Source organism: Sulfuricurvum sp. RIFCSPLOWO2_12_FULL_43_24, from assembly GCF_001829605.1.
Taxonomy (GTDB): Bacteria; Campylobacterota; Campylobacteria; order Campylobacterales; family Sulfurimonadaceae; genus Sulfuricurvum.
In genome coordinates this window covers 1-22,334 of record NZ_MIBT01000077.1, presented here as the reverse complement: position 1 = coordinate 22,334, position 22,334 = coordinate 1, and the positions used below count along the sequence as shown (strand labels likewise).

Below are 22,334 nucleotides of genomic sequence, written 5' to 3'. Positions count from 1 at the left end.
CGCAGATCAAAAAACTCAAAAAGCTTCTTTATCAAGAACTCTATCAACACAAACACATTATGCGCAAAATGTTTGCCGGAAAACAGGCGATTATAGGATTATTTAATGCATTGATGGAAGAACCGAAGATGCTGCCACGCTATTACCTCGAACAGTGTGATCGGCGCAATCCGCACCGTGTTATCAGCGACTATATCGCCAGTATGTCCGATCGATACGCTATGGAACTGTATAACGAACTGTATGGGAGGGAGGGGTAATTTTGAATAAAATAGCAATTATCGGTGGCGGTGCAAGCGGACTTATGGCGGCACTCTTTGCAGCGCGTACAGGTGCGGATGTCACGATTTACGAACATAACGCCTCCGTCGGTAAAAAGATATTAGCCTCCGGTAACGGACGGTGCAATATCATCAATACGACTGCAACTCACGATGACTACGCAGGAAATGACCCCCATTTTGTCACTTATGCACTCAAACAACTCTCATTCGGCTATTTTGAAAAGTTCTGTAACTCTATCGGGTTGATTCTCGACATCAAAGAAGATGGCAGATGCTATCCTCTCTCCAATGAGGCGAAATCGGTATTGATTGCCCTCAAAAGTGCCGTAAGCGAAGCGGGGGTCAACATCATCACCGATTCACACGTAAGTAGTGTCACAAAAAAAGAGAACCGTTTTATCATCGAAACCCCTTCGGGTAAAAATCACTTTGACAAAGTATTGATTGCAACCGGAAGCGAAGCCGCGCCCCAACTCGGTGCGACAAACGACGGTTATACTTTCGCCCGCTCCTTTGGACATGAGATCATCCCGACCTATCCCAGCCTCGTGCAGCTGCATCTAAACTCCAAAAATCACCCCAAGATGGCAGGAGTCAAAACACTCGCCGAAGTGACTTTGCTTATTGATGGAAAAAGTAACACAAAAGTAACAGGGGATATCCTCTTTGCGGCGTACGGTATCTCAGGACTAGCGATCCTCGATATTAGTCAAAGAGCCTCATACGCTCTTCTCAATAAACAACGCGTTAGTATCTCCCTCAATCTCCTCCCTCGTTATGATAGAGTAGCGCTTGTGAGTGTCATCGAAAAACTATTCGCTTCTGTCCCTAAACACACCGTGCATACCGCTCTGTGCGGAGTGATCCCTGCGAAAATAGCAACCTACCTCCTCGAAGACGCCGCTATAGCGCTCTCTGCGAGCGTATCCACCCTAACCCCCAAAGAGATCAAAAAACTCGCTCAACTGATCGGTGAATGGAAATTTGACGTTACCGATACCCACGGATTCAAACACGCCGAAGTAAGCGGCGGCGGCGTCAGTACGGCACAGATTAATAACAAAACGATGGAATCAAAATTGATAGAAGGACTTTATTTTTCGGGTGAAGTTCTGGATATTGTAGGGAAGCGTGGGGGATATAATTTTAACTTTGCATGGGCCAGCGGTATGATCGCCGGCAAGGAGATGGCTAAAAAGTAAAGATTACTTCTTAGCTCCGTAACGTTTACGATCACTAGGATCCAACCAACGTTTACGGATACGGATACTAATCGGAGTAACTTCGAGAAGTTCATCGTCTTCGATCCACTCTAGTGCACGCTCAAGGTTCATATCACGTGGTGGAACGAGTTTGATCGCTTCGTCTGCACCTGATGAACGTACGTTTGATTGTGCTTTACCTTTGATCGGATTAACGTCAAGGTCATTTGAACGACTGTGCTCACCGATGATCATACCTTTGTACACTTTCGTTTGAGGCGCTGTGAAAAGAACACCGCGATCTTGAAGGTTGAACAATGAGTACGCCAACGCAACACCGTCTTCCATAGAGATCAATGCTCCGTACTGGCGGCTCTCAACGTTACCGGTATAAGGACGGAATTCAAGGAACGAGTGATTCATTACACCCTCACCTTTGGTATCCGTCAAAAATTGACCACGGAAACCGATCAAACCACGTGCAGGAATTTCGAACTCTACGCGGGTAAAGCCCTCACCCATCGGTACCATCGCTTTCATTTCCGCTTTACGGCGGCCAAGACGCTCGATGATCGTACCTGCATTGTCTGCCGGAAGGTCAACAACAAGGTGCTCGAACGGTTCACATTTGACCCCTTCGATCTCTTTTACGATAACTTCAGGACGTCCGATACCGAACTCAAATCCTTCACGACGCATATTTTCAGCAAGAATCGTGATTTGAAGCTCACCACGACCGGAAACGATAAATTTACCTTCTCCAACCGTTTCGTAACGCATTGCAACGTTGGTGTTCATCTCAGAATCAAGACGCTCACGGATTTTGTTTGCGGTAACGTGTTTACCCTCTTGACCTGCAAGTGGAGAGTCATTTACCGAGAAAACAACGGTCAAGGTAGGCTCTTCAATGTGCATAGGGTCAAGTGGCATAGGGTTTGCTGGATCACAGATAGTATCCCCAACATCTACCGTTTCGATACCGGCAACGGCAACGATATCACCCGCTTCCGCTTCTTGGATTTCCATACGGTTCAATCCGAGGAATCCGATCAATTTAGAAATTTTACCTTTGACCATTTCACCGTCAGCTTTTGCAAGGAGGATGTTATCCCCTTTTGCAATTTTACCGTTGAAGATACGGGCAATACCGATTTTACCGACATAGTTATCGTAGTCAAGGGTGAAAACTTGCAACTGAGTCGAGTTTTCTGCATCACCGGTAGGCTCAGGTACTTTGTCCAAGATCGTATCAAACAAACATTTGAAATCGCCATCAGGCTCAGACATGTCCATTTTCGCGATACCATCACGCGCCGCAGCGTAAACGATCGGGAAATCGAGTTGATCTTCCGTCGCATCCATCGCTACGAAGAGGTCGAATACTTCATCTACTACACGCTCAGGGTCAGCGGATGGTTTATCGATTTTGTTGATAACAACGATTGGCTTGATCCCAAGGGCAAGCATTTTCTTAACAACGAATTTCGTTTGAGGCATAACACCCTCATACGCATCGACGAGAATCAACGCTCCGTCAACCATTTTCAAAACACGCTCAACCTCACCGCCGAAGTCGGCGTGGCCCGGAGTGTCGATAATGTTAATCTTGTGATCGCCGTAGCGAACCGCAGTGTTTTTAGAGAGAATGGTGATCCCGCGCTCTTTTTCAAGGGCGTTAGAGTCCATCGCTCTTTCATTCACTTGTTCGTGGCTTCCATATGTACCAGATTGCTTGAGCAATCCGTCAACTAGAGTCGTTTTACCGTGGTCAACGTGCGCGATTACGGCGATATTACGAATTTTTTGCATTGCTGTCCTTCATGAATAGGGCAAAGATTTTCGCGGATTATATCTCACATAAGGTTAAGGTAGTGTTAAGGCATGAGAGTATTATTACAGAAAGATTACTTTTATGAAGTGGAATATTTTTTGCTTTAAGTTATCTACTTTAAAACAAAAAGAGTGTCTAATGTACACTCACCTAAGGATCATCCATGATCATTCACAGCAAAGGGGACAAAGCGCAAAGCTCGCTCATCGATTTGTTGGGGGGGAATGCCAAAAAAACCTCTACGACGAAATCGAATGACTTGTTTTCAAAGCTTTTAAACTCGTTTGGAATGCAAGTCAAAGATAGTGAGATGAACATCACTGCTTCCAATGATTTCAAAACGGTTATCGACCCTAAAAATCTACCAACCAATCCTTCCGTAAAAAAGGGTGACCTAAAACCTTCTCTCATTAAAGAGCTTCAGTCTTTATTAAGCGGAAGTGATGAAAAAGAATCGCTACTCGTTTCCAAAGAGCTCATAGGGACTCTCTCTAGTGATCAGGTACGTACTCTCATTTATCGGGCAAAAGAGTATCTTAAAAATGAGATTACTACCAAAGTTCCTGAGTATCAAGCGGAGACAAAGAGCCTGCCAAAAACCTTGTTAGGGCTCGTTCAATTGGCTGAAAAGATGGGGTTGGAACCTCAGAGCATCTCTTTATCTACCCTTATTAGTGATGAACAAGAGCGCTCTGCTTTTACCCCTGAGATCCTAACAAAACCTCTTTTAGAGACAAAAATGGTTGCAGCTTTACCGATAGCGGCTCCGGAAGAAACCACGTTTGAAGCAATTACGCAGCTGTTGCGTGAGATAAAAGGCAAAGAGCAAAAAAATACCGATAGACCTCTCACAGAACCTTTAGACGATAAAGAGACAAAGAAAACATCCGAATCTCAGCCGTTAAAAGCACTTCTGCAAAATATCGACAAACGGGAAACCATTGCACCGACTGTTGCAGCGGAAAAGACTCCGGTAACAGCCACGCCGGCAGCAACAGTTTTAGTCGCTCTAGCTACTTCACCCTCAGCAAACACTCCTGAAACCGAAAAAGCGGTTCAACATACGACCATCAATCCAAAAGCAGAGAGTTTACTCACTCTTTTACAAGGGAGCAATGAGTCCAACGACTCCAAGAGTGAAGGTTCCCATACCGTAAAAATCGAGGGAGACTCATCCAAAGCGATGCATGTTCCCAAAGCCGATTCAATCGAAGTGAAATCAAAAGAAGCGCAGCAGAGTATGCGTATTTTTGCCGGTGAGCTTAAAGAGGCCGTCCAAGAGTATAAACCGCCTTTTACCCGGCTAACCATGAAACTCAATCCCGAAAAGCTGGGAGAGGTCGAAGTAACGCTCGTTCAACGGGGCAATAATGTTCATGTCAATATCCAATCCAACAATACCTCCAGCATCGCTTTTTTAGCGCACAATGCGACGGAGCTTAAAGCCCAATTGGCACAATTGGGAATCACTAACGCTACGATGAACTTTATGTCCGGCGGAGAGAATCAACAACAAAGCAATGCTCAAAATCAACAGCATCAACAAGAGCAGCGTCAAAATGCTTTCCAATCGTATGAGTCGTTCGAAGAACTCACCCTGAACGAAGAGCAATTATCAGCTCTTGAAATCATCATTCCGCATTACGCGTAACCAGAGGAGACTATTATGGCTATCGACGCATACGGCAACACGCTAGGTGCTGCTTCAACAACAACGACCGCTTCTACAAGTACAACAAACCCTAACAGCGTTTTAGGAAAAGACGATTTTCTAAAGTTGCTCCTTTTGGAACTCAAATATCAAGATCCAACCGCACCAATGGACAGTGAGAAAATTTTGTCTCAAACTTCTCAACTCGCGGCACTTGAAGCATCTGAAAATACCAATAAAGCTCTTTCAGAGCTTGCCACTTCATTGAGCTCCTCTCTACAATACTCTGGTATTGCTGCAATCGGCAAAATCGCTGATACGGGGAGCAATGCTATCGTTTTGAGCAAAGGGGAGGATGTTGATTTTGAACTCTATTTCCCGGATGATGTCAGCACCGGCACTGTCAATATTTTAGACAAAAACGGTAATAAACTCCGCGCAATGAATATCGGAGCAACCGATGCAGGTATCGCTAAATACACCTGGGACGGAACCAATGACAGCGGCCTTACTCTCGATGAAGGAGTCTATTATGTCGAATCTGAATACACTAAAACAGATGGTACCACCGCTACGGCACGAGTAGGTTTATATCCAATCGAATCGATCAAATTTGACAGCGGTAAAACCTATGCCAAACTCGGATCAAGCTATATAGACTTTAGCACGATCAAAGAAGTGACAGGTAATTAATCATGACACAGGGATACTACGCAGGAATCATGGGGATACAAACCCATCAATATGGATTGGATGTCGTTGCGGACAATTTGGCCAATTCCGGTACTACTGCCTATAAAAGTACAACAACCGAATTTGCCGATCTATTTAGTAAAGTCATTAATTCTCACTCTTCAACACCTACAAGCGATGACATCGGTTATGGCGTTAAACTTCAGGCTACCAGCTTTCAGTTCGCACAGGGTGCGCTTATGCCTTCCGATCGTTATACTGATTTGGCACTTGAAGGGAATGGATGGTTTGGGGTTATGACCACCAATGACAAATATTACTATTCCCGCGATGGAAGTTTCTCTTTTGATACCTATCAGAAAAATGAAGGGGATGTAAACTCTTCCGCTGCACGTTTAGTTACCGCCGATGGTATGTTTGTTCGAGGGACAATGCTGAGCAATTTTGCCTACAACAGCGCATTTGATTATGGCGATACCGCCTCTAATGCAACTCCGGGAGCGTATGTTATCAGTAATCCTACCAGCGAAGCTGAATTGAGTACAGCCGGTGAACAAGGGATTCTAGAGTTTCCAACTCGTATAGCCTATCCGGTTGTTCCTACGACAGAAACAAGTTTTTTCGGGAATCTCGGTGTCGAAAATACCTCTCGCACCATCAGTGCCGATGTTGTCAGTGCCGCGAATGAGGTTAACCGTCTCAAACTCTCCTTTAGTATGAGTGCTACACAGCCCTCAGAAGGGGTTGCATGGGATGTTGTTGCCACCGTTACCTCAAATGATGGAAGTATTACTTACGATACCAAAAACGGGCAAGCGATTTTTGGTCAATCCGGAGCACTTTCGAGCTTTGACATCACATCGATGAACAACGACGGAACAGAGGTTTCCGTTGATTTGGGAACCGGTTACAGCGGTGTCATTTCGATTGACGGTGTTGGAACCAGCGGATCATCACGTTCCGACGGTGTTTCGGGGGGAACCCTTACCAAATACGGTATTAATCTTAACGGCGTTATCGTCGCTGATTTCTCGAACGGCCGTCAAAGCGCCATCGGAAGAGTTGCGGTCTTTCATTTTCAAAATGATCAAGGATTGAATCGTGAAGGGGGTACCTACTTTCAAGAGAGTTCCGATAGCGGGGAACCTATCTTTTGGACCGATGAAAACGGTAATGCCATCAATGGTGCACTGGTACGAAGCGGAAATCTTGAAGCCTCTAACGTCCGTGTCGATGTGGGTCTAACCGATATGATTATCATGCAGCGTGCCTATCAGGCCAACTCAAAAACCATTACGACCGTAGATGAGATGATCCAAAAAGCCCTCTCAATGCACCGTTAAAAATGGACCATTTTTTGCTTATGTATTTTACTTTGTCATAAAGGACATATTATGTTACGATCACTTTTCGCAGGTGTTACCGGATTGCAATCGCATCAGATCGCAATGGACGTTGAGTCTAATAATATTGCTAACGTTAATACCATCGGGTATAAATACTCTCGTGCAAACTTTTCGGATTTGTTGGCTCAAACCAATCAAATCGCGACGGCTCCGCAGGGAGAACTCGGTGGTAAAAATGCCGTTCAAATCGGTCTAGGGGCTTCGGTGACTTCGGTTACTCGTATCCATTCTCAAGGATCGATCCAAAATACCGATAAAAATACCGACGTTGCGATCCAAGGTGACGGCTTCTTTATCGTCAGCTCGGATGGGGGAAATACCTATAAATACTCTCGTTCCGGAGACTTTAAATTCGACGCATCGGGTAACTTCGTCGACAATAACGGCTTTATCGTCCAAGGATGGGTACGTGATGAAGATACCGGCCTCGTCGATTCAACCGCACCGATCGCCAACATCCAAATCCCGCCCGGACTTACAACTCCGGCAAATGCGAGTACACAGGTGGTTGTCAAAGCCAATCTCAGTTCCAGTGGAACGGTCGAACAATACAGCCCAACCTATACACTCGACTCAACCGCAGGGGTTGGAGCAAGTGAAACAACCGAAGATATGGGTGTTATGTTCAATGCCAGCGGCGAAGCATTCCAGTTAGCTGCCTCAACAACGGCAAGCCCATATACAGGACAAGGTATTGTTGTCTCATTTGACGGGGGAACTACTACCCAAAACTTTCGCTATACCAATGATGCGACCTTAGCCGGTACCACTGATGCAACGACAACGCCGGATACCTATTATTTCCAAACAACAGAAAATCTAAGAGCCGGGTTGCAAACTATGGCTGTAGCCCAATCAGCAGGTGCTACGGTTACGGTGAATGATCAGGGTAAGTTTATTGTCAGCAACACAGCTGGATCAGCAATAACCCTTTCTGTATCAGCGATTACCGATGTAAATACGGTTGAAAATACCCGTTTTACCCAAAATTTTGCCACTATGGCAGGTGCTTTACCGGTCGGAACATCGGTTAAACAATCGCAAGCGGTCAATGCGGCAACCCACTCAGCCAGTATCGACATTTATGATTCACTTGGGTCTAAACATACCGTTAAGATGGACTTCCGTAAACAAACGGTCAATACTATCAATGGTGTAACCGAATGGGGTTATACCATTACGGTTCCTCAGCCGGGTTCAATCGGCGGTATCGCTCCCAACCAAAATATTTTAGAGGGGGGAATTATCCAGTTTGGAAGTAACGGGGAACTTGCCGGCTATAATCTTCCAAGTATCGATTTTTCCCCAAATAACGGTGCGGCGCCCAACCAAGCAGTTGCACTAGATTTTGGATCAATCGGTGCATTCGACGGTATTACCAGTTTTGATAATGACTCTGCTACCAGCGGTATCTCTCAAGACGGTTTCCCGGGCGGGGATTTGGTCGGTATCCGAATTGACCAAAGCGGTACGTTAGTCGGATCTTTCTCAAACGGACGTTCATTTGGTTTGGCACAAATCGGAATGGCGAAGTTCTCGAATAACGAAGGGTTAGTAAGCGATGGCGGAAACGTTTATCTGCAATCAGCCAACTCCGGCGATCCGATTATCGGTACGGCGGCAACGGCAGGACGAGGATTTATGCAATCTTCGGCACTCGAAGCATCCAACGTCGATTTATCTAAATCACTAACCAACCTTATCATTATCCAGCGCGGTTATCAAGCTAACGGTAAAACGATTACCACCTCTGATACCCTTCTCGAAACCCTTATCGGGCTCAAACGTTAACACGCATAGCGTGTTAACCAATCTCTTAATCATCATCTATTTGTTTTTTTTGTTTTAGAATTGTTTGTCGGGAGTATAGAGGCTCGACGAGTAAGGAGTCTCGCCGAGGCTTTGAAACTTAAGGAGTGAGTGATGAATGAAAAAAATCTCTATTGACTTGCTGCTGTCAATCGGGATAAAAGAATTATGAACCAAATTGGTAAACGAATGGTAATAACGTTATAATTGCGTTATGAGATGGCGCACCCTTAAAACTAAAAAACAATCTTATCCGCAACTGCAAAAAGCAAAAACACTGTTTGCCCCTTTTTGGCCTCGTGCAGCTGGATTTGTGACCGATATCTTTATGATCGGCTTACCGATCTCCCTCCTCACTATGGCGATTTTCGGATACGATCAGATGCACACTGCCAGCGGTTTGGACGTATTGGTTCATGACCCAAAAGCGCAGAGCAATCCTCCAAATCCCATCGCTTCCATCACCCAGATAAGCTTATTTCTGATTACCTACGTTTGGCTTTGGCATGTCAGCGGTCAAACACCGGGGAAAAAGCTCTCCCGTATCCGAGTTGTCGATGCACAAACACTCCAAAATGCCTCTATAGGGAAGCTAACACTCCGTTTTATCGGTTATTTTATCTCCCTTATCACCCTGATCGGATTTTTTATCGGTCTCTTTCGTAAAGACAAGCGCGCCCTTCATGATCTTCTAAGCGGCACTGCCGTAATACGTGTCCCCTAACGTGGCTGTTTTAATTTCCTCTTTTTATTTTTTCTATTTTGCCCTGATCGGGGTGCACATTATTTTCATCCCAAAAATCCTCTCTGAGGTTGGATATGATCCGCTCCAAATCGGAATTATTTTTGCCTCGGCACCCCTTGTCCGCTTTGCTCTGCCGTTTTTATTTTTAAAAGGGTTTCGACTGGATCAAAAAACGTTTTTTACCGCACTCCTGCTGATGGGACTTAGTGCGGTTGGTTTTTATCCTACTCTGGAGCATTTCTGGCCTCTGCTGCTTGTTAACATCTCCTTTGGTATCGGTATCGCCCTCATCCTCCCCTACATCGAAGTCATCGCGCTGGAACATATCGGACGAGAGCGTTATGGCCGTATTCGCCTTTTTGGCTCACTGGGATTTATCGCTGTTTCACTCGTGCTGGTTAAATTTCTGAGCACTCCGTATGTAGGGATCAGCTTTTTAATCGCAATGGCCCTTATTACACTGATATACGGAGCACTGATCGGAAGAACTCAGCACGGAACAACGTCAAGTGAATGCGGGGAAAAGGACGATCTTTGCCTCTTCTCAATACGTGAGCATATACCGCTGTGGATCGGGTTTTTCCTGATGCAGGTGAGCTTTGGTCCTTTTTACAATTTTTTTACCATCTATACAACCGATCACGGTATCTCTTTGGAAACTACCGTATGGTTGTGGAGCTTTGGAGTTATCGCAGAGATTTTGATGTTCTATTTTCAAGGGCCGTTATTGCGGGGAAATTTACAAAAGATTCTCGTGATCACCGCATTTATTACCGCACTGCGATGGATGATTGTCGCACTGTTCCCTGACACCACGACACTCTTATTTGCGGCTCAAAGTCTCCATGCCTTTAGTTTTGCCCTGTTCCATACGGCCGCAATCGCAATGCTTTTTGAACTCTATCATGCACGCCGGCTGTCTCAACAGTTTTTCTTTGGAATTTCGTATGGTCTTGGGGGATTTATCGGGGCTATCGGAGCAGGGGCACTTTATCAGTATACCCCGAAATGGTTGTTTGTAGGGGGAGCAATTGCCGCATTGGGCGCAGCCGTTGCGTTCAAAATCGCTAGAAAGAGAACTGACGCTTAATCAGTTATCCCTTTTTTTAAGGTGCAAATCCATTTGCGGAAACGGAACGGTAATGTGGTGCTTATCAAATTCAAGCTTTACCGATTCAGTGATTTCGAACGATACATTCCAATAATCCTCTACGATTACCCACGGGCGGACAATCAACTGTACCCCATCCCGTTCCAAAGCACCCACGGCCACAATCGGTTCCGGCTCTTTGAGTACCTTTTCGTGCGATTGAAGGACGTTCATGACCACTTCTTTCGCCACCCTCAAATCATCTTTATAATCGATTACAAATGTCATATCGATCCGGCGGGTTTGATTTCCGGTGTAGTTTATAATGTTACCGGCGATCAATGCCCCATTGGGGATAATGATGGAGCGGTTATCCGTCGTTGTAAGGGTCGTCGAGAAAAGATTAATCGATTTAACATTACCCATAACCCCTGATGCTTCGATAAAATCTCCCACTTTAAACGGACGAAAAAAGATAATAAGAACTGCCGCCCCGACATTGGCAAGGGTATCTTTTAGTGCCAAACCGATTGCTAAACCTGCGGCACCAAAAATGGCCATAAACGAGGTCGTCTCAACCCCGACGTTGCTGATGGCAGCAACAATGATCATAATGATCAAAACGACATAAAGGGCATTGCTTGCAAAGGAGATCAATGTCGGATCGACTCCGGCACGCTCCATACCTCGCCGCATCAACGCGATAATTTTACGAGCTACCCATTTTCCGATAAAGAAAATGAGGAGCGCACCGAGGATTTTCAACCCGTACTCGGTTGAATATTCTAATACGATATCACTGTAGTGAGCCACTTTGTCTTCTACGTGTTCAATCTTGCTTAGCATGTGATGATTCCTTAGCGGTATTCAACGATCTGTTTGATGCTTAATCGTTTTTGCTCACTTTGAGCTTTAACACGATATCCAAACGCGCAGATAACGGCTACGCTGTGACCATATTCCAGATCCAGAATCGCTTCGACTTCCTCTTTCTCAAAACCCTCGATTGGACAACTGTCGATCTCTAGTGTTGCCGCATAGGTCATCATGTTCGCCATCGCGATGTAACACTGTTTTGCCGTCCAGTTCTCCAACAGCACTTCATCCTCCTCAATGGGTTCTAAATAGTTTTTATAGACCTCCATGTAGGTATCGACCGCTTCGGGAGAGAGACCTCGACGTTCAAACATTTTACGGACATAAGGCGTAGCGCTGCGAACCGTATCATTATCGGTGGTAAACACCACAAGTTCGGAACATTCGGTAATCTGATTTTGATTCCAACAGGCACTTTTAAGTGCTTTGCGCAGATTCGGATTGCGTACCACAATCACTCTCCACGGCTCCATCCCGAATGATGAGGGGGAGGAACGCACCACCTCCAGCATCGATTCAAACTGCTCGGCCGGAATCTGTTTTTCAGCATCAAATACTTTACACGCATGACGAAATGCCATCGCATTTAAAAATTCAGACATAATGCCCCTTTGTAGTTTCAATAAGTTCTCTTATTCTAACGTAGAGTTGTTTATGGGGAGTCATAAGATTCTCCAAAAGAGGGGAATATTTGAGATAGGTTTGCCATGCAACTTCTGCGGGGTTTGGACGTCCCCGTTTAATAAGTTCAAAACAGACCGCCGCATTGATAAACCCTTTCCAGAGCTTTACCTCATCGTCATCTTCAAAACGGCGCGGATACCATAGGTGTTCCAAATCCGCATGGGCATCGTAAAAACGCTCCTCCCTCATCGAACACTCATACGCGGCAAATGCGGTGGTTATACTCTCAAATTCTTGCGCCAATACCCTCGCCCTCCTCGTAAACTGATACACACATGATTCGGAAATTTGGATCGAAACTCATGCAACCGCTCTTTAGAGGATTTGCCACTGTCGCAGTAGAAAACAAATACGCTCCCCTCCGACTCCGATTTCAGCAGCGGCGGAGCATAAAGAGTGGTTTCTATCCCATCGATAGGATTGAGAATCGTATCGATCAACAGTACTTTGATCCCTTCTGCCTCTAACGCCTTTTTGTTCCGTAAAAATTCTTCTTGCGTCCATTCATCGACACTTAAATCGACCATTGTCTCGTCCCGTCTATTATTTTATGAGAGTTTATCAAAGCAATAAATGCTTTAGCCTTAGGATTTTAGGCTACACTTACACTATGGCAAAGAAAAAGAAAAAAATGATCAAACTTAACCAATCCATCCGCCATTTTTTCGGCGATGAAGGGTTCGATGAGGGGATAGAGAGAGTTCCGACCGAGGCACTTATCGCCCTCGCCCATACGCTGGGTATCTTTAACGGCACAACCGATAAAACAGGCTTAATTAAAACTTTCCGCCGTTTATGGTCAGAAGGGGAAAGCGACAACCGCGAAATGATCGTCGCTTTTTTCAAACAAGAGGGGAAAATTTACCCCAATCCAAAACCCAAAGAGAAGCCGCATGAGAGAGAAGAAAAGATCGATGAACTTCTCGAAGCATTTGAGCTGAGCGACGCTGAGCGACGCGATCTTCATGCCTCGTTTATCGATATACGTACCCGCAAAATCACCCCGGATAAAATCGCCTCCAAGTTAGAGCATATCCGCTACACCCGAAAACGGGAATCCCTTGAAAAAGCGGTAGAAGGGAAATTCAATTTTGACGATTCGCTAGAGTATTACGCTCCGATCACCTACCGACTCGACGGTGAGAGTTTTACCAAAATCCATGTCCTTAAAACAGCGCCGTTGAATGAAAAACGGCTCCATGAAGAGGCTTTGGAGATCTTGGCCCCTGAGATCACTGAACTTAAAAATGGACTAACACAACAAAAACAGGCCCAAACGGATCTGTTTTTATCCTCCCTTAACCTCACGGCTCACCGTTATCTTAGCCGTGAGCAGATTATTGCTTCGCTCAAAAGTGCACCCCCTTCGACCCAAACCTACGGTTCACTCAACATCGATATTTTACGAGATGTTTTGGCACGCCATCTGCATACTCCACTCACATCGATTACCTCCGATGATCTGATCATCGAAATAGATAAACAGCTTCCGCTTCCACATCGTGCACAGGCGCTTAAATATACGCTGTCCCTCCATCTGGATGCAAATGAGCTGAGCCGACAAATCTGGAACGAAGAAGAGCTCACCATCACCACAATGGTAGAAGAACAAAGCATCCACGAAGAGAGAGCCTTTTTAAATGAGTTAGAGCATTTGATGAATGAGTGCCGAGAACGCTCCAAACTTTTGGAAATGAACGAAGAGTCACTTTATGCTATCGTATATGAGTTACTTCTGCCCTATCTTACCCTTACACCCCACATCAGTTCTAAAACGTCACGGCGGGTATTGTTTTCCTACGATCAACGAATCGCGAGTGAACTGCTCAAACGTCAGCGCCAAGCATTGTTAGCGCGAACCGTACGCGATTTTAAAAATCTTTTTCCCCTCGCTCGCTCACTCCGCCGCCGTCTCATTTTTCACACGGGTCCCACAAACAGCGGTAAAACCTATACGGCATTTCAACAGCTCAAAAAAGCAGGGACAGGATACTATCTCGCACCTCTGCGTTTGTTAGCATTGGAGGGGTACGAGACTCTTCGGGATGAGGGTGTCAGCGCGTCGCTCATCACCGGAGAAGAACAGCTCCTGGATGAAGATGCGACCCATATCAGCTCCACCATCGAAATGTTAAGCTTCGAGGTTGAGGTCGATTGCTGTGTCATCGATGAGGTACAGATGATCGACGATCGAGACCGTGGATGGGCCTGGGCAAATGCCATTATCGGCGCTCCGGCTAAAACGGTCATTATGACGGGTTCACCCAATGCCCGTGAAGCTGTTATCGCGTTAGCCGAATATTTGGGTGAACCGCTTGAGATTGTTGAGTTTGAGCGGAAAAACCCTCTCGAACTCCTCAAATCTGCTACCCCTATCGACGCAATCGAACCTAAAACAGCTGTTATCGCCTTTACCCGTTCCAATGCCCTGCGGCTCAAACAACAACTCTCCAAAACGTACCGTACCAGCGTCATCTATGGGAATCTCAGTCCTGAAGTACGCCGCGAGGAAGCGCGCCGTTTCCGTGAAGGGGAGACCGATATCCTCGTTGCGACCGACGCCATCAGCATGGGATTAAACCTTCCCATTAAAACGCTCCTTTTCTCTAAAGCCGATAAATTTGACGGGCAAAACCAACGAAACCTCACTTCAACCGAAGTACGGCAAATTTCAGGTCGGGCAGGACGGTACGGGCTAAGTGAAAAAGGGTATGTCGGAGCGCTCACCAACGATGTCCTTAAAACCGTTTCGACCCTGTTTACCAAAAACATCGAACCTATTACTCTGCCGTTTAACGTTATGGCAAACTTCGATCACATTATGCTCGTCTCGAATATTTTAGAGGAGAGATCCCTTTCCAACATCGTCGATTTTTTTGTCCAAAACATGAAATTTGAAGGACCGTTCCGTGCCGCAAACCTCGAATCGATGCAGGAGGCCTCGGCTATCGTCGATCGATATGATTTGGACATGCGTACCAAATACACCCTCGCTACCGCACCGTTATCGACCTCATCTCCACTGGTGATGGCGGCATTCGAGCGTTACGTGAGGGCTCTGGAGCAAAAAAAACCGATCGCCTACATTCCTCCGCAGCGTTTGGGGAATCATGCCCTCTCCATGGAGGAGCTTCAGGAGGCAGAAGACCGAATCAAAGAGATCAGTCTCTATTTATGGCTGTCGTATCGGATGGGAGAGTTTTTCGTAGATGCGGAAAAAGCGCGAACATTTCGGGGAGAGCTGAACCGATTTATCGAAAACTCACTCCAACAAAGCCATTTTGTACCGCGATGCAAAACATGCGGAAAACCGTTAGCGCCAAATGCAGAATTTGCCATCTGCCAAAGTTGTTTTAACAACCTCAACCGCTCCAAAGCACGGCAATCGCCCCCGTCCAACTTTCACCCAAGAGAGAAAAAGCGCTCCTACAGAGGCTGATCTCTCCGCTGCATTTGGATAAATGAATCCACCATATGTATATCCAAATGATTTTTCATCGTCTCTTTCATCAAATAAAGAGCATCGTACGAACTTAATCTCTCTTTATAAGGCCGTTTTGTCGATAAGGCATCAAACACATCACAAACCCCTATAATACGGGCAAAAAGGGTAATTTTACTCTCTGATAAGCCATCAGGGTATCCGCTTCCGTCGAGTTTTTCATGATGATGACGGATTCCATCGAGAACAAGGGTATCCTTAATACCGATTTTCAAAGCAATCGCATAACCATAAGCAGGATGATGTTTCATTTGCTCATACTCATCATGGGTCAATATCCCTTTTTTGTTAGTAATGGCACGATCCACTTTACTTTTCCCTAAATCATGCAACAATGCCGACATACCGAGTTCTTCGAGCATATGAGCGTTCAACCCCAGATATGAGCCTAAACTCAAGGCATACACACAAACATTGATCGAATGGGTATGGGTGTAATAATCATACGCCGTAATCTTAATCAACGATTCAATCGCATGCTTGTCGCTGAAAATTGTCTCTACAAAAACATTAACCACTTTTCTTGATTTGGGTACATTTTCCAACGCTTCAGGATTATCAAACATCTCATCCAAGATGATGGATGCCTGCCGATAAATCACAGCTGCTTTTTTCGTGATAGCAATATGGCTGTTTTGAGCTACGGTTTGAACAATAATATCGATAAATTTATTGTATATCGGGAGATCTTCTTCTCGGATATAAAGAACGTGTGTCTGATCGATCCTCGCTTTAGTCTCCTTATCAAGCGGCTCATTTTTGCCTAAAAGAAGCTCCTTTTCCTCACGATCCCCTACCGCGACGTACAAATCGCACTCCAACATATCCCCAACATCCAAAATCCATTTTTCGATCTGAACGTATCGCTGCATTTCGGTTGAGGGAATAGCATGCTGAATACGAATCTGTTTCATCATTACATCTTATTAAAGTAAATCGGTATAATCGTATTGAGAAGGGTTCAAAAAAATCTTCCCGTCTCTCAGGCTTAAACGTTTATCCCCATTCTCTACTGCCGATCCAAAACGACTTTTAACCCTTTTTTTCTCTTTGTCTTTGATCCGTTTGAGTTTTAAAAATGATTTGAGAGAAATCCATTCATCGATCTCTGTATCAACTACATCAGCATTAATGGCATCTGCTTCTTGCATTATTGCTTCTTCATTGGCATGAGAGAGAAATTTCGTGGCAACAACGTGTAAAACACTGCGCAACTGAGCATCTCGCTCTTTATAAATCTGTTCGACTTTAACCCTCTCATCGATTAACATCTGCTCTCGCTGGTCACGTAAACGGGTCGTCTCTTTTTCGAGGACGTCCACTTTTTCACGGAGCCGCTCATTCTCCTGCTCAATGTAGTGGGTATAACGGTTATCGCTTGCAACATTAGTCGCTGGGCTAGCTTTTGCTGACTCAACGGCAACGTATTTAACCCCATTCTCAACAATGCAATTTAAACTTCCGCGACGAATCCGGTTATGAATGGCCTCTTTGGAAACATTAAAATATTCTGCGGCATCTGCAATGGTCATCTTCTTCATTTTTGTCCTTGTTTATTTAACATACGGATAAACGCATCCACCATATTCATATCCAAATGTCCGACCATCTGCTGCTTCATCAACGAAAGCGATTCAAAAGAGCTCATCGGATCTTTATAAGAGCGTTTGGTAGAGAGAGCGTCAAACACATCACAAACACCAATAATACGAGCGAATTGACTGATTTTATCCCCCTTAAGATTATCGGGATAACCGCCCCCTTCTATCTTCTCATGATGATGTCGGATAGCGGTCAAAATCCGCTCATCGATAAGATTTAACTTCAATGCTAGTTCATGCCCAAAGGCAGGATGATGTTTCATCTGGGCGAACTCTTCATCCGTGAGCTTCCCATTTTTATTGATAATCTCATAATCGATTTTACTTTTCCCCAAATCATGCAAAATCGCCGCCATTCCCAACACTTCCAGATCTTTCCCATCGATCCCGAGAAAGGAGCCTAAACTAAGGGTGTAAATACTCACATTAATCGAGTGGGTATGCGTGTAATAATCGTGTGCCGTAATCTTCATCAGCGACTCAACCGCACAGCGGTCGCGCAAAATAATATCAATGAAATTATTGACAATCGGCTGCGCATTTTTAACATTTTCGAGAGATTCGGGATTTTTAAACATCAAATCCATCGATTCAGATGCTTTTTCGTAGACTAAACGGGCTTTTTGTTCGGTGGGTATATCACTATTTTTTGCGATACTTTGCAAATGCCGCTCTACGTAGGCTTTATAGCGGGCTTCATCTTCTTCAGAAACATATACCGACTCAATTTCGCGGAGTTTTACTTTTGCATTGCCATCGACTGCGGTATCGCTTTGCAAAAAGAGACTCATTGCCGTTTTGGCCTCATTGGTCAAAAAAAGGTTAAAATCGAGTTGAGACCCCTCCGTTATGAGTCGTTTATCAATCGCTTTATACCGTTTTTTGTTCATCAGAATATCTTAGCGAAAATTTTCAAATACGAGCGGAGCATCCCACTCCTGAGCTTTGATGTGCGCCATAATCTTTTGAAGTTCATCAATCTGTTTGGATTTCACACGTATGTAATCGCCCTCGATCGCCGCGCTTGCTTTTGTTTTGAGGTTTTTAATCTCTGCCATAATCTTTTTGGCTTCTTTGGACTCGATGCTGTCCACGATTTTATAAGTCGCTTTTCGCGCTCCCCCGCTTGCATCTTCGGTTTTCAATTCTTCCAATGCCTTGGAAGAGAGCCCCCGTTTAATAAGTCGTGCGATGACAATATCTTTGAGTGCGTCGAGCTTGTTATCGCTGGAAGCGAGGAGAATGAGCTGTTTCTCTTTTTCACGGTAATTGATTTCGTAGGTAATCCCTTTGAAGTCATAACGACCGATTGCCTCTTTTTCAGCTTGGGCAATCGCATCTTTGAAAGCTTGAAGATCAATTTTTGCGGAGATGTCGAGAGAGTGTTCTGATGCCATTGTATCTATCCTGTACAAACTTTATATTTATAACAGTTAGTATAACACACCAAAACCTTAATGTTTTAAAATCGCAAGCGATTTTCAGAGAAACATTTTTGCTAAAAACAAAAAGCGGTTCCCTTGTTTTGAGCCTACTGCTGAAGTAAACTCAGCGTTAGCGTAGCGCATTGGAGCTTTGCTTCGATGGCGTTTAAAATAATAGTATTAAAAATTCCATCCTCCCAAATCAAAACCTCCCCCAAAATTCATCGTCGGATCAGGATACCCCATCATACCGCTTTTGGTTCGTAACATTCGGATATCCTGTGCAGGTGCGATGTTCTGCGGACAAACAGGAACACATGCTCCACAGAGAGTACAATCCCAAATCCCGTTGGTTTGGATCGCCGCAATTTTGCTATCATAGTTTTCTTCACGAGGATCATTCACATAACGCCAAACACGAGTGAGTGCAAAGGGGCCGATAAAATCCGGATTCACCGCATAAACAGGACAGGCGCTGAAACACGACGTACACAAAATACAATCGCTTTGCGTCTCAATCCTCTCCATCTCATCGCTACTCACACTCTCGTTTGCACTCTCCTCGCTCCATGCCATCCCAACACGGTTAAAACGTTCGACAGATGAATTATCGACAACTAAATCTCGAATCACACGGGCGTTACGGATCGGCTCAACACAATCCCCATCGCTGGGTTTGTATTCGCACATCAGCTGCTCACGTCCATTCACCCGCACGGCACAACTACCGCAGACACCGCTGCGGCATCCATGCGAATAGGTGAGGGTCGGATCGATTTTGGTTTTAATGTGATTGAGAAGCGTAAGCAAAGTTACGTTTTCTAACTCGATGTTATACGTTTGTGATTCCTCGCCGCGAACAATAGCTATTTCCATCAGTCACACCACTCCCGCTCATTCTCTTCATCGTCGTCATATTCATCATCTTGATCATTTAAACGCGTAAGCGTCGGGCTTACAGCTAGAGCAAACCCAGTGTTAACGTAGCCGAACGGGACGCGTTCCGTCGGCGTATTTATCGTAAAAAATCCGCGCATAGCACTCCATCCTCTTTCCATGTAATTGTGTGGGCTCCGAACATTCGGTCATTACGTGCAGGTGCATCAATACGATAATGTGCCCCTCGGCTCTCGACACGGCTGATCGCACTCACCACGATAATCTCCGCTAACTCGATTTTGTTCCCAAACTCGATAAATTCAACCAAATTGGTATTGCAGATTTTAGACTTGTCGCGCGGCCCCATAAACGGTAACTCTTTTTGCATTTGGCGAATCGCCCCCAGAACTGCTTTGAGCCCCATATCATCCCTCACGAGTCCCACATTGTTATAGAAGATATTAGCGAGCATCTCCTGTTTTTGGTAAAAATCGATCTGATTGGTGAAATACATCACCCCACGGACAAAGTTCGTATCTTTGGCTAACTGGGTGTTTTCTAAAACGGGAGCAGGGTGTTTTACGCCGTATTCAACCGCATTTTTCCCGCATTCACGTCCAAAAACAACCAACTCCAAAAGCGAATTTCCCCCTAACCGGTTTGCTCCGTGTGTTTTATGGTTCGCACATTCACCGACGGCAAACAGCCCATTTACACTGCTCATACACTGGGCGTTTACTTCAATCCCCCCCATACTGTAATGGGCAGAAGGCTTGATCGGTATTAACTCTGACACCGGATCTATCCCCTCATAAATTTGCGCTAACTTTCTCTCCTGAGGAAGTTCATGGTTGATAAACGCTTCTCCGAGATGGCGGATATCGAGATAGACTGCACCGCTTTTATTGATTTCATCATGAATCGCACGTGCTACTATATCGCGAGAAGCGAGTTCATCGGTAAAGCGATCACCCTCCGCATCCACCAAATACCCTCCAGCGCCTCGAGCACTCTCAGAGATCAAAATTGAAGAGCTTTTAAGCGCGGTGGGATGGAACTGGATAAACTCCATATCGGCTAAGTGCGCCCCGGCACGTACCGCCGCCGCTAAACCATCACCGCTTGCTTGTACCGAGTTCGTCGAGTGTTTGCCATACAATGCTCCGTATCCGCCGGTTGCCAAAATCACCGCATCGGCGCGGATCTCTTCGACTTCGCCCGTTTCAATGTGTAAAAACGTCGCACCTAACACACGGTTAGTCTCTTCGTCTACGATAAGATTGAGTAAAAAACGCTCGTTCTTAAACTCAATCCCCGCTTTAAGACATTGGTCGTAGAGAGTATGGAGGAGTTTTAGCCCTGTGTAATCTTGTGCATAACAAGCACGCGGAGCCGATGCACCCCCCAGACGACGTCTTGCAATCTCACCCGATTCATTACGGCTAAACGGTAATCCGATAGAGTTACACCAACGAACCGCAGCAGGAGCCTTCTCGCACATCTGCGCAATTCGTGCTTCGTCCCCCAACCCTGCAGAGGAGCGTAGAGTATCGGCGATATGATTTTCGATGGTGTCATCGGAACCTAAAACGGCGTTCATCCCCCCCTGAGCCATCGAGGTTTGTGATCTTGTAGGAAGTGTTTTGGAAGCTACAATCACTTCTGCACCCGCTTCACGAGCCGAAAGTGCACTGACCAATCCTGCACCACCGCTCCCGATTATCAATACTTTTGCCATAATGATTGACTCCTTATTGTTGCGATTTTACCTGATGGAGTGTTAGCTCTAACTCAAAAAGATTGACTAATTTTTTGGATAAAATAAACTATGCAAACTTTATTCTCAATTATGGGTATCTACCTCTTTATCGCAGTCGGTTTCGGTGCCAAATGGGCGTTCAAAGAGAAAATTGACGACCGTACCATCACATTGCTCAGTGTCTATTTTTTACAAATTTTTCTTACCTTTTGGGGACTTCTCAAACGTCCTATCGATACAGAACTTCTCTTTGCTCCATCGCTCTATCTGGCGATCACCATCATTTCATTGCTGTTAATGATCCCTCTGTCAAAAATGCTCTTTCATAATCCCAAAGAGCGTTCCATCGCCACCGTTGCCGCTCTTATCGGTAATACGGGGAACCTCGGAATCCCTCTAGGAATCGCACTTTTTGGGGAACAAAGCGTCCCTTATCTCACCCTCATCAACCTCGTTAATGTTTTCGTGGTCTATACCATCGGAGTATTCTACTATTCACGAGGTGAGTTCAGCATGCGTGATTCTCTGATGAATATTCTCAAACTTCCCGTACTCTGGGCAGCACTGGTAGCGATCACACTAAACCTCATCGGTTACGTCCCAAGCCCTGCGGTGGATAAAACATTGATGATGGGAGCCTATGCCTCGATGACAATGCAGCTGGTGTTGTTTGGGATTTATCTATACGGCATTAAACTGGGCGAAATAAACGTTAGGCTCACGGTATGGGTCAATGGGACAAAGTTTATCCTGATCCCGCTGATCGCATTTGTCGTATTAGGGATGGTGGAGATGGATCCAATGGTGAAGGGGATTTTATTTTTGGAACTGATCGTTCCTCTGGCGGTGGCCAATGTCAATCTCGCATCGCTCTATAATTGCTCGCCCCGCACCGTTA

20 protein-coding genes and 1 pseudogene are annotated in these 22,334 nt (G+C 45.3%); 10 read left to right on the top strand and 11 right to left on the bottom strand.

Going from position 1 to position 22,334, the window contains the following annotated elements:
• Positions 1–260, top strand: a pseudogene (locus A3G19_RS07265) (deoxyguanosinetriphosphate triphosphohydrolase); the annotation flags it as partial.
• 2 nt (positions 261–262) lie between these two features.
• Positions 263–1,486 (top strand): NAD(P)/FAD-dependent oxidoreductase, encoded by a 1,224-nt coding sequence (locus tag A3G19_RS07260; protein WP_015652497.1) that lies wholly within the window; start codon positions 263–265, stop codon positions 1,484–1,486.
• Positions 1,487–1,489: 3 nt separating this feature from the next.
• Here the strand turns inward: A3G19_RS07260 and typA are convergent, their stop codons facing one another.
• Positions 1,490–3,295 (bottom strand): translational GTPase TypA, encoded by a 1,806-nt coding sequence (typA, locus tag A3G19_RS07255; protein WP_015652496.1) that lies wholly within the window; start codon positions 3,293–3,295, stop codon positions 1,490–1,492.
• A gap of 185 nt (positions 3,296–3,480) precedes the next feature.
• Here typA and A3G19_RS07250 point away from each other — a divergent pair, with 185 nt between their 5' ends.
• From A3G19_RS07250 to A3G19_RS07225, 6 genes are all read left to right on the top strand, one after another.
• Positions 3,481–4,968 carry a flagellar hook-length control protein FliK gene (locus A3G19_RS07250; RefSeq protein ID WP_294871622.1) on the top strand — a complete coding sequence of 496 codons (1,488 nt, stop codon included), beginning with the start codon at positions 3,481–3,483 and terminating at the stop codon, positions 4,966–4,968.
• 15 nt (positions 4,969–4,983) lie between these two features.
• Positions 4,984–5,661, top strand: a complete 678-nt coding sequence (locus A3G19_RS07245; protein ID WP_015652494.1) for a flagellar hook capping FlgD N-terminal domain-containing protein — start codon at positions 4,984–4,986, stop codon at positions 5,659–5,661.
• A 2-nt stretch (positions 5,662–5,663) separates the two neighbouring features.
• On the top strand, positions 5,664–7,004 hold the full coding sequence (locus A3G19_RS07240; RefSeq protein WP_015652493.1) for a flagellar hook-basal body complex protein: 1,341 nt from the start codon (positions 5,664–5,666) through the stop codon (positions 7,002–7,004).
• 51 nt (positions 7,005–7,055) lie between these two features.
• Positions 7,056–8,858, top strand: a complete 1,803-nt coding sequence (locus A3G19_RS07235; RefSeq protein ID WP_015652492.1) for a flagellar hook-basal body complex protein — start codon at positions 7,056–7,058, stop codon at positions 8,856–8,858.
• A gap of 232 nt (positions 8,859–9,090) precedes the next feature.
• Positions 9,091–9,600 carry an RDD family protein gene (locus A3G19_RS07230; protein WP_015652491.1) on the top strand — a complete coding sequence of 170 codons (510 nt, stop codon included), beginning with the start codon at positions 9,091–9,093 and terminating at the stop codon, positions 9,598–9,600.
• A gap of 1 nt (position 9,601) precedes the next feature.
• Positions 9,602–10,711: an MFS transporter gene (locus A3G19_RS07225; protein WP_294871620.1), complete on the top strand. Its 1,110-nt coding sequence runs from the start codon at positions 9,602–9,604 to the stop codon at positions 10,709–10,711.
• Here A3G19_RS07225 and A3G19_RS07220 read toward each other — a convergent pair whose 3' ends face one another.
• From A3G19_RS07220 to A3G19_RS07205, 4 genes are read right to left on the bottom strand one after another with little or no spacing between them, the layout of a single operon-like run.
• A complete protein-coding gene (locus A3G19_RS07220; protein ID WP_015652489.1) occupies positions 10,712–11,557 on the bottom strand; it encodes a mechanosensitive ion channel domain-containing protein in 846 nt (281 codons plus the stop codon).
• An 11-nt stretch (positions 11,558–11,568) separates the two neighbouring features.
• Positions 11,569–12,189, bottom strand: a complete 621-nt coding sequence (locus A3G19_RS07215; RefSeq protein WP_015652488.1) for an NAD(P)H-dependent oxidoreductase — start codon at positions 12,187–12,189, stop codon at positions 11,569–11,571.
• Complete coding sequence (locus A3G19_RS07210) at positions 12,182–12,514, bottom strand: DUF309 domain-containing protein (RefSeq protein ID WP_291750910.1); 333 nt, start codon at positions 12,512–12,514, stop codon at positions 12,182–12,184. The genes A3G19_RS07215 and A3G19_RS07210 overlap by 8 nt, the downstream gene beginning before the upstream one ends.
• Positions 12,490–12,798, bottom strand: coding sequence for a hypothetical protein (locus A3G19_RS07205; RefSeq protein WP_015652486.1), 309 nt, complete (start codon positions 12,796–12,798; stop codon positions 12,490–12,492). The genes A3G19_RS07210 and A3G19_RS07205 overlap by 25 nt, the downstream gene beginning before the upstream one ends.
• A gap of 83 nt (positions 12,799–12,881) precedes the next feature.
• Between A3G19_RS07205 and A3G19_RS07200 the strand changes: the two genes are divergently transcribed.
• Positions 12,882–15,710, top strand: a complete 2,829-nt coding sequence (locus A3G19_RS07200) for a helicase-related protein (RefSeq protein ID WP_294871617.1) — start codon at positions 12,882–12,884, stop codon at positions 15,708–15,710.
• On the opposite strand, the gene A3G19_RS07195 is transcribed toward A3G19_RS07200, so the two are convergent.
• The 6 genes from A3G19_RS07195 to A3G19_RS07170 all read right to left on the bottom strand — a co-directional run bounded on the left by A3G19_RS07195 (position 15,698) and on the right by A3G19_RS07170 (position 21,415).
• Positions 15,698–16,687 (bottom strand): HD-GYP domain-containing protein, encoded by a 990-nt coding sequence (locus A3G19_RS07195; protein ID WP_015652484.1) that lies wholly within the window; start codon positions 16,685–16,687, stop codon positions 15,698–15,700. The two genes, A3G19_RS07200 and A3G19_RS07195, sit on opposite strands and share 13 nt — an antisense overlap.
• 12 nt (positions 16,688–16,699) lie before the next feature.
• Entirely contained in the window at positions 16,700–17,314 is a 615-nt protein-coding gene (locus A3G19_RS07190; RefSeq protein WP_015652483.1) for a hypothetical protein, read from the bottom strand.
• A complete protein-coding gene (locus tag A3G19_RS07185) occupies positions 17,311–18,264 on the bottom strand; it encodes an HD-GYP domain-containing protein (protein ID WP_015652482.1) in 954 nt (317 codons plus the stop codon). The genes A3G19_RS07190 and A3G19_RS07185 overlap by 4 nt, the downstream gene beginning before the upstream one ends.
• A 9-nt stretch (positions 18,265–18,273) precedes the next feature.
• Positions 18,274–18,771, bottom strand: coding sequence for a YajQ family cyclic di-GMP-binding protein (locus tag A3G19_RS07180; RefSeq protein ID WP_015652481.1), 498 nt, complete (start codon positions 18,769–18,771; stop codon positions 18,274–18,276).
• A gap of 207 nt (positions 18,772–18,978) precedes the next feature.
• Positions 18,979–19,674: a 2Fe-2S iron-sulfur cluster-binding protein gene (locus tag A3G19_RS07175; protein WP_015652480.1), complete on the bottom strand. Its 696-nt coding sequence runs from the start codon at positions 19,672–19,674 to the stop codon at positions 18,979–18,981.
• A gap of 139 nt (positions 19,675–19,813) precedes the next feature.
• Complete coding sequence (locus A3G19_RS07170; protein ID WP_015652479.1) at positions 19,814–21,415, bottom strand: FAD-dependent oxidoreductase; 1,602 nt, start codon at positions 21,413–21,415, stop codon at positions 19,814–19,816.
• Between the two features lie 90 nt (positions 21,416–21,505).
• Between A3G19_RS07170 and A3G19_RS07165 the strand changes: the two genes are divergently transcribed.
• Positions 21,506–22,334, top strand: an 829-nt coding sequence (locus A3G19_RS07165) for an AEC family transporter (RefSeq protein ID WP_294871614.1), incomplete at its 3' end; no start/stop codon positions are given.

Coding starts and splice junctions, on each gene's coding strand:
- A3G19_RS07230 (WP_015652491.1), top strand. CDS start 9,091: ATGAGATGGCGCACCCTTAAAACTAAAAAACAATCTTATCCGCAACTG.
- typA (WP_015652496.1), bottom strand. CDS start 3,295: ATGCAAAAAATTCGTAATATCGCCGTAATCGCGCACGTTGACCACGGT.
- A3G19_RS07185 (WP_015652482.1), bottom strand. CDS start 18,264: ATGAACAAAAAACGGTATAAAGCGATTGATAAACGACTCATAACGGAG.
- A3G19_RS07190 (WP_015652483.1), bottom strand. CDS start 17,314: ATGAAGAAGATGACCATTGCAGATGCCGCAGAATATTTTAATGTTTCC.
- A3G19_RS07220 (WP_015652489.1), bottom strand. CDS start 11,557: ATGCTAAGCAAGATTGAACACGTAGAAGACAAAGTGGCTCACTACAGT.
- A3G19_RS07240 (WP_015652493.1), top strand. CDS start 5,664: ATGACACAGGGATACTACGCAGGAATCATGGGGATACAAACCCATCAA.
- A3G19_RS07170 (WP_015652479.1), bottom strand. CDS start 21,415: ATGGCAAAAGTATTGATAATCGGGAGCGGTGGTGCAGGATTGGTCAGT.
- A3G19_RS07245 (WP_015652494.1), top strand. CDS start 4,984: ATGGCTATCGACGCATACGGCAACACGCTAGGTGCTGCTTCAACAACA.
- A3G19_RS07200 (WP_294871617.1), top strand. CDS start 12,882: ATGGCAAAGAAAAAGAAAAAAATGATCAAACTTAACCAATCCATCCGC.
- A3G19_RS07250 (WP_294871622.1), top strand. CDS start 3,481: ATGATCATTCACAGCAAAGGGGACAAAGCGCAAAGCTCGCTCATCGAT.
- A3G19_RS07205 (WP_015652486.1), bottom strand. CDS start 12,798: ATGGTCGATTTAAGTGTCGATGAATGGACGCAAGAAGAATTTTTACGG.
- A3G19_RS07180 (WP_015652481.1), bottom strand. CDS start 18,771: ATGGCATCAGAACACTCTCTCGACATCTCCGCAAAAATTGATCTTCAA.
- A3G19_RS07235 (WP_015652492.1), top strand. CDS start 7,056: ATGTTACGATCACTTTTCGCAGGTGTTACCGGATTGCAATCGCATCAG.
- A3G19_RS07175 (WP_015652480.1), bottom strand. CDS start 19,674: ATGGAAATAGCTATTGTTCGCGGCGAGGAATCACAAACGTATAACATC.
- A3G19_RS07195 (WP_015652484.1), bottom strand. CDS start 16,687: ATGAAACAGATTCGTATTCAGCATGCTATTCCCTCAACCGAAATGCAG.
- A3G19_RS07215 (WP_015652488.1), bottom strand. CDS start 12,189: ATGTCTGAATTTTTAAATGCGATGGCATTTCGTCATGCGTGTAAAGTA.